This window comes from Pseudomonas sp. URIL14HWK12:I6 (assembly GCF_000514195.1).
GTDB lineage: Bacteria > Pseudomonadota > Gammaproteobacteria > Pseudomonadales > Pseudomonadaceae > Aquipseudomonas > Aquipseudomonas putida_A.
In genome coordinates, this window is record NZ_KI911359.1 from 303,113 (window position 1) to 312,381 (window position 9,269).

Annotated in this window: 1 protein-coding gene; it reads left to right on the forward strand. The window is 62.0% G+C overall.

Going from position 1 to position 9,269, the window contains the following annotated elements:
* Nucleotides 1–409 precede the first annotated feature (409 nt).
* Nucleotides 410–9,016, forward strand: a complete 8,607-nt coding sequence (locus H043_RS0128045; RefSeq protein WP_027614580.1) for a retention module-containing protein — start codon at nucleotides 410–412, stop codon at nucleotides 9,014–9,016.
* Nucleotides 9,017–9,269: the final 253 nt, after the last annotated feature.

Consider the following 9,269-nt stretch of genomic DNA (forward strand, 5'->3'; position numbering starts at 1 on the left):
AAAAATTTTCATAAGGCTTATGCCGAAAAAAACTTATGCGCTTGGCGAAAACCAGCACATTGTTCAGAGCGAAAGCCTTTGTTTCATGCGCTTTAGGGAGCACAAAAAGGCTTGAGGAAAGTTCCATTCACTTTGCGACATACGGCGAAGTACTGCTGAAGGGGAGGGACGCGTAGCGGCAGATGAGCGACAGATTTTTGTCACTCGGGTGATTCACCACCGTTACGTAGCGTTAGTGGGTTCGCTGCATTGATCAGGATTCTGAAGTGCTTGAAAGCACTGAAGTTTCCTCGTTTGCGCAACCTGCGAAACGAACTGTCGAGGTGCGAGCGTCGCCCCGACAACCCGATTGAGCCATGGGCTGCTTCGCGAACCAGTGCCGACGGTGGTCGGCAGCGGAGGAATTCACATGGCAACGCTCATCGGGACAGTCACTAAAGTCATTGGTCAGGTTTTTGCGCAGGGCACCGACGGCACGCGCCGCGCCCTGGTCGAAGGCGACCGCTTGTTTGCCGGCGATCAAGTGATCACCGGCGCAGAAGGTGCCGTTGCCATTCATCTGCAAAATGGCCACGAGTTGACCCTGGGCCGCGACAGCAGCATGACGATGTCCGGGCAACTGCTGGCCAATCAGGCGGTGCACATTGATTCCCCTGAAGCGCTGACGCCGAGCGAAGCGCAACTGACCGATGTCGAGCAGATTCAGAAAGCCATCGCCGCCGGCGAAGACCCGACCAAAGCGGCAGAGGCCACCGCCGCCGGCCCGAATGCACCGGGCGGCGCACCAGGTGAGTTGGGTGGCGGCCACAGTTTTGTGCTGCTGACGGAAGTCGGTGGGCGCGTGGATCCGGTGATCGGCTTCCCGACCGCCGGTTTCAACGGTATTCCCGAGTTTCCCGAAGAGCGGCACAACGCAGTCATCGACAATGGCGACAACACGCCGATCGTGCCGCCGCCGGTCAACAACCTGGTGACCCTCAGTGGCCTCGCCGTGCCTGGCGGTGAGCTGACCCTCAACGAAGCCAACCTGCCTGCCGGCTCCTCGGCCAACCCCGGCGCGCTGACCCAGAGCGGCAGCTTCACGGTGTCGGCGCCGGACGGTCTGAGCAGCCTGAACATCGGCGGTATCAACGTGATCAGCGCTGGTGTGGCGGCCGGTTTCCCGCAGTCGATCACCACACAACTGGGCAACACCCTGACCATCACCGGGTATAACGCCAGCACCGGCGCAGTCAGCTACAGCTACACCCTCAACGGCAACGATGCCCATCCGGCCGGTGACGGCGCCAACAGCCTCAGTGAACATTTCACGGTGACCGCAAGCGACAGCAATGGCGACAGCGCCACCGGCTCGCTCGATGTCAACATCATTGATGACGTGCCCAAAGCGGCGAATGACAGCAACGCCAACACCGCCTCGGAAACCCAGTTGATCTTGACCGGCAACGTCCTGACCAACGATGTGCAAGGCGCCGACCGCGTGCCCACCGGCCCGGTCACTGCCGGTACCTTTACCGGCACTTTCGGCACCCTCGTATTGAATGCCAATGGCACATACACCTACACCCTCAACACCAGCGACGCAGACTTCAAAGCGCTGCACGGTGGCGGCAATGGCACCGAGACTTTCACCTACACCCTCACCGATTCGGACGGCGATACCAGCACTGCGAATCTGGTTCTGCAGATTCACAACAACGACGATCCGGTGGTGATCAACGGGTTGAACGTCGAGGGTGGCGAGCTGACGGTTTATGAAAAAAGCCTCAGCAGCGGTAGCGAGCCGGATGCCAATGCGCTGACCCAGAGTGGCACGTTCACTATCACCGCACTGGATGGCGTTACCACGCTGACGGTGGGCGGCATCGCCGTTGTCACTAACGGCGTGGCCGCGGGCTTCCCGCAATCGGTGACTACACCGCTGGGCAGCACGTTGACCATCACCGGTTTCAACGCCACCACCGGTGTTGTGAGTTACAGCTACACCCTGGTCGACAACGAGGCACACCCAACCGCCAATGGCGCCAACAATTTGCCTGAGCAGTTCGCCGTCACCGTCGTGGACGACAACGGCACGACTGCCAATGCAACGCTTGATGTGAACGTGATCGACGACCTGCCTAAAGCAATCGATGACAGCAACACTGGCACCGCTTCGGAAACTCAGTTGACCCTGACCGGTAACGTACTGACCAACGACGTACAAGGCGCCGACCGCGTACCCACCGGTCCAGTCACCGCCGGCACCTTCACCGGCACCTACGGCACCCTCGAACTGCACACCGACGGCACTTACACCTACACGCTGAACACTACCGACGCCGACTTCAAAAACCTGCACGGCGGCGGTAATGGCACCGAGACTTTCACCTACACCATCACCGATTCGGACGGCGATACCAGCACTGCGAATCTCGTCCTGCAAATCCACAACAACGACGACCCCGTGGTCATCAGCGGCCTCGACGTTAACGGCGGAGAGCTGACCGTTTACGAAAAAAACCTCAGCAGCGGCAGCGCGCCTGATACCAACGCGCTAACTCAAAGCGGCACCTTCACCATCACCGCTCTGGACGGCGTCACCACGCTGACCGTCGGTGGTATCGCCGTGGTCACCAACGGCGTGGCCGCAGGCTTCCCGCAATCGGTTACTACACCGCTCGGCAGCACGCTGACCATCACCGGTTTCAATGCCACCACCGGTGTTGTGAGTTACAGCTACACCCTGGTCGACAACGAGGCACACCCAACCGCCAATGGCGCAAACAACCTGCCCGAGCAGTTCGCCGTAACGGTAGTGGATGACAATGGCACCACCGCCAACGCGACCCTCGATGTGAACATCATCGATGACCTGCCAAAAGCCGCGAACGACAGCAACGCCAATACCGCGTCAGAAACCAATCTGACCCTCACCGGCAATGTCCTGACCAACGACGTGCAAGGCGCCGACCGCGTACCGACCGGCCCAGTGACTGCCGGTACGTTCACCGGCACCTACGGCACCCTGGAACTACACACCGACGGCACCTACACCTACACGCTGAACACCACCGACGCCGACTTCAAAAACCTGCACGGTGGCGGCAATGGCACCGAAACCTTCACCTACACCATCACCGATTCGGACGGCGATACCAGCACCGCCAACCTCGTCCTGCAGATCCACAACAACGACGATCCGGTGATCATCAACGGGCTCGACGTCAATGGCGGTGAACTCACCGTCTACGAGAAAAATCTCACTGACGGCAGCGCACCGGACTCCACCGCACTGACCCAAAGCGGCACGTTCACCATCACTGCGCTGGACGGCGTGACGAGCCTGACCGTCGGTGGCATCGCCGTGGTCACCAACGGCGTGGCCGCAGGCTTCCCGCAATCGGTCACCACACCGCTGGGCAGCACGCTGACCATCACCGGTTTCAACGCCACCACCGGTGTCGTCAGCTACAGCTACACCCTGGTCGACAACGAGGCACACCCAACCGCCAACGGCGCCAACAATCTGCCTGAACAGTTCGCCGTCACCGTGGTGGACGACAACGGCACCACTGCCAACGCAACGCTCGACGTCAACATCATCGACGACCTGCCAAAAGCCGTGAACGACAGCAACGCCACTACCGCGTCGGAAAGCCAATTGATCCTGACCGGCAACGTCCTCACCAACGACGTGCAGGGCGCCGACCGCGTGCCCACCGGCCCGGTCACCGCCGGTACGTTCACTGGCACCTATGGCACGCTGGAACTGCACACCGACGGCACCTACACCTACACGCTGAATACCAGCGACGCCGACTTCAAAAACCTGCACGGCGGCGGCAACGGCACCGAAAATTTCACCTACACCCTCACTGACTCGGACGGCGATACCAGCACTGCCAACCTCGTCCTGCAGATCCACAACAACGACGATCCGGTGACCCTCAACGGTCTCGACGTGAATGGCGGCGAACTCACCGTCTACGAAAAAAACCTCAGCGACGGCACCAGCCCCAATGCGCCGGCGCTGACTCAGAGCGGAACCTTCACCGTGACCGCGCTCGACGGTCTGCAAACCCTGACCGTGGGCGGCATCAACGTCGTAACCGGTGGTGTGGCCGCAGGCTTCCCGCAATCAACCGTCACGCCGTTGGGCAGCACGCTGACCATCACCGGCTACAACCCGGCGACTGGCGTGGTCAGCTACAGCTACACCCTGGTCGATAACGAAACCCATCCGAACGGCAATGGCGCCAACAGCATCACCGAGAACTTCAACGTGGTGGCGACTGACACTGACGGCAGCACCGCCAGCGGCCAGATCAACGTCAACATCATTGATGACTTGCCGAGCGCGCACGCCGATTCCGCCTCGGTGGCGGAGGGCGGCACCGTCAGCGGCAACGTGCTCGACAATGACATCGGCGGCGCCGACGGCCCGGCGGTGACCGGCGCGGTGGTCGGTGTGCGCGCCGGCTCCGACACCTCGACCTCGGCCATTGGCGGCCTCAACAGCAACATCAATGGCACCTACGGTTACCTGACCCTCGATGCCAACGGCAACGCGGTCTATCACAGCAACCCCAATGCCGTGAACGGCCCCGGTGCGGTGGATGTGTTCACCTACACCGTGCGCGATTCCGATGGCGATGAAAGCACCACCACCATCACCATCGATGTCGCCAACAGCAAGCTGTATGCGACCAGCGACACCGACGTCACCGTCTACGAAAAAGCCCTCGACCTGACCAAGGACGGCGCCGATCTGGCCCCTGGTACGGTCATCGGCAGCGATCCGACCAACACTGGCGAAACCGCCTCCGGCACACTGGTCGGTTCGGTCACCGGTGCGGTCGGCGCCATCAGCTATGCGCTGGTCGGCAGTGCCACCGGCAACTACGGGCAGATCGTGCTCAACCCCAACGGCACTTACACCTACACCCTGACCTCGCCCGCGACCACCACACCGCATGCCGACGACGGGGCCAATACCCTGACTGAAACCTTCACCTATCAGGCCACCGATTCGCTGGGCAATGTGGTCACCAGCACCATCGTCGTCAGCATCGTCGATGACGTGCCCAAAGCCCTCAACGACAGCAACGCCACCAGTGCCTCGGAAACCCAGCTGACCCTGACCGGCAACGTGCTGAGCAACGACGTGCAAGGCGCGGACGTGGTCGCCACCGGACCGAATACCGGGCCGATCACCGCCGGTACCTTCACCGGGACTTACGGCACGCTGGTGCTCAATGCCAACGGCACTTACACCTACACGCTCAACCCGGCTGACGCCGACTTCAAAGCGCTGCACGGCGGTGGAAACGGCACCGAGACATTCACCTACACCCTCACCGATGCTGACGGCGATACCAGCACCGCCAACCTGGTGCTGAACATCCACAACAACGACGATCCGGTGGTGCTCAACGGCCTCGACGTCAATGGCGGCGAGCTCACCGTCTACGAGAAAAATCTCAGTGACGGCACCAGCCCTGACACCCCTGCGCTGACCCAGAGCGGTACGTTCACCGTCACGGCCCTGGATGGCCTGCAAACCCTCACTGTCGGTGGTATTGCCGTCGTGACCAACGGGGTCGCCGCAGGCTTCCCGCAATCGGTGGTGTCGCCGCTGGGCAGTACGTTCACCGTCACCGGTTACAACCCGGCGACCGGCGTGGTCAGTTACAGCTACACCCTGGTGGATAACGAAAATCACCCGACCGGCAACGGCGCCAACAGCCTCACCGAAAACTTCAACGTGGTCGCGACTGACACCGACGGCAGCACCGCCAGCGGCCAGATCAACGTCAACATTATCGATGACCTGCCGACCGCAAAGGCCGACACCGGCTCGGTGGCGGAGGGCGGTACGGTCAATATCAGCGTGCTGGGTAACGATGTGACTGGCGCCGATGGCGCAGCGGCAGGCGGGGCAGTGGTCGGCGTGCGCGCCGGCAGCGACACCGCGACCTCGGCCATCGGCGGCCTCAACAGCAATATCAACGGCGTCTACGGCTACCTGACTCTGGACGCGGCAGGCAACGCCATCTACCACAGCAACCCGAACTCCGTCAGCCCGCCGGGCGCCACCGACACGTTCACCTATACCATCCGCGACGGTGACGGTGACGAAAGCACCACCACCATCACCATCAATGTCGCCGACAGCAAACTGATTGCGTCGGTCGATCAGGACGTGACGGTCTACGAAAAAGCCCTCGACCTGACCAAGGACGGCCAGGACCTGGCCCCCGGCACGGTCACCGGCAGCGACCCGAGCAACACCGGCGAAACCGCCACCGGCACACTGGTCGGTGCAGTCACTGGCGGCAGCGGGGCGCTCACCTACACCCTGGTCGGCAGCGCCACCGGCACTTACGGGCAGATCCAGCTCAACGCCGACGGCACTTACACTTACACCCTGACCTCGGCACCGAAAACCACGCCGAACGCCAACGACGGCGCCAACACCCTGAGCGAAAGTTTTACCTACAAAGCCACCGATGCGCTGGGCAACAGCACCACCAGCACGATTGTGGTCAACATCGTCGATGACGTGCCCAAAGCCGTGGCGTCGGATCGCTCGGTGGCGGCGGTGGAGATCGATTCCAACCTGCTGATCGTCCTCGACATCTCCGGCAGTATGGCCGACGCCTCCGGTGTACCGGGGCTGTCACGGCTGGTGCTGGCCAAGCAGGCCATCAGTGCCTTGCTCGACAAGTACGATGATCTCGGCGATGTGAAGGTGCAGCTCGTCACCTTCAGCAGTAATGCCACTGACCGGACTTCGGTGTGGGTCGATGTGGCGACGGCCAAGTCCATACTCGCCGGCCTCACCGCCGGTGGCGGTACCAACTACGACGCTGCCGTGGCGGTGATGCAGACCGCGTTCAACACCTCGGGCAAACTCACCGGGGCGCAGAACGTCGGCTACTTCTTCTCCGACGGCAAACCCAACGAAGGCGACATCAACGCTGCCGACGAAGCCGCGCTGAAAAACTTCCTCGATGCCAACAACATCAAGAACTACGCCATCGGTCTGGGCAGCGGCGTGAGCAACGCCAACCTCGATCCGCTGGCCTATGACGGCATCAGCCACACCAACACCAACGCGGTAGTGGTCACCGACCTCAATCAGCTCAACTCGGTGCTGTCGGGCACTGTGGAAGGTGCGCCGGTCACCGGTTCGCTGCTGGGCGAGGGCGGTACCTTCGGCGCCGATGGCGGCTTCATCAAATCCATCGTGGTCGACGGCACCACCTACACCTATGACCCGCGCGCCAACAGCGGCCAGGGTTCGTTGACCGCATCCGGCGGCACCAACCACGGCACGTTCAACACCGTGAACAACACGATCAGCATCGCCACCAACAACAGCGGCACGCTGGTGATCAACCTGGACACCGGTGACTACAGCTACACCTCGCAAAAAACCACGACCACGGTGATCACCGAGAACATCGGTTTCACCCTCAGCGACAACGACGGCGACCTCGCCAGCTCGACGCTGACCGTGAAAGTGATCCCCAACTCGCCACCGGTGGCGACGGACGACCACGTCATCACCAACGTGCTGTCGAGCAACATCACCGTGCCGGGCGAACTGTTGCTGGCCAACGACACCGATCCGGACGGCGACACGCTCAACGCTTCGCCGACCAGCTTCAACACCGGATGGGTGGCCAAGGGCGCGGACTTCACCGGCACCGGCGCGATCAACTTCGCCGGCACCGGCAACACCGCCGCCAACCAGAACCTGGCCGACGTACGCGCTGCATTCGCCGCCAACACCGCCGCGATGACCGCAGTGCTGGTGGTCAGCGGTTACCTCGGTGCGGTGACCAATGCCAATGCCAACGATGAGGACCTGATCACCGTCAAACTGAAACAGGGCGAAACGCTGAACCTGGATCACAACCTCGCGGCCGGCCACGTCACCATGGAGTACTCGGTCAACGGCGGCGCGTTCGTCAGCATCGCTGACGGCGGCACCATCACTGCCGGTGCCGATGGCACCTACCAGATCCACGTGACCAACATCAGCAACACCAGCGGCAGCAATCCGACGGCAGCGGAAAACTATCAACTGACCATGACGGTCAACTACGCCGGCGCCCATGACGTGACGCCGGATTTCCACGGCACCTATATCGCCAATGACAACCATGGCGGCAGCGACACCGCCAACGTCAGCATCACCTATCAGGATGGCCACACCCTCACCGGTACTGCCGGGGATGACATTCTGGTGGCGGGCACCGGCAACAACATCCTCAATGGCGGCGACGGCAACGACGTACTGACCGCCGGTTCCGGCAACAACGAGATGCACGGCGGCGCGGGCAACGACTTGCTCTACAGCGGCCCGGGCAACGACATTCTCGACGGCGGCACCGGCATCGACACGGTCAGCTATGCCCACGCCACCGCCGGGGTCACGGTCAACCTCGGCCTGCTCGGCGCGCAAAACACCATCGGCGCCGGTACCGACACGATCAGTAATATCGAGAATCTGGTCGGCTCGAACTTCAACGACACCCTGACCGGCGACAACAATAACAACGTGATCAACGGCGGCCTGGGCAATGACATCCTCAACGGTGGTGGCGGAGATGACCTGCTGATCGGCGGCATGGGCAACAACACCCTGACTGGCGGGGCCGGCGCGGACACCTTCCAGTACCTGAAGGGCAACACCGGCCACGACACCATCACCGATTTCACCCCCGGCACCGACAAGCTCGACCTGTCGCAACTGCTGCAAGGTGAAAACGGCACCACCGCGTCGCTGGACGACTATCTGCACTTCACCGTCACCGGCAGCGGCGCCTCGGTTCTCACCAGCATCGACGTCAGCGCGCTGGCCGGCGCCACGCCGAACCAGACCATCGACTTGGCCGGCGTCAACCTCGCCAGCCACTACGGCGTGACCCCGGGGGCGGGTGGGGTGGTAGCCGGCGGGCACGACACGGCGACGATCATCAGCGGCATGCTCAATGATCATTCGCTGAAAGTGGACACAGTGTGATCAAGGCCTGAAACGACAAAACCCGCCGCCCCGATCAGTCGGGACGGCGGGTTTTTTCTGTCTGGAGAGATGGGTTGCCAGTGCGTCAGCCTTCGCGAGCAGGCTCGCTCCCACATTGGATTTAGGGTGCTCAGCATTTTGTGAACAACAAAGCTCCCCTGTGGGAGCGAGCCTGCTCGCGAAAGCGGCCTCCCAGCCGACCAAACCCCAACTGAATGTACACACTCCAACTGTGGGAGCTGGCTTGCCAACG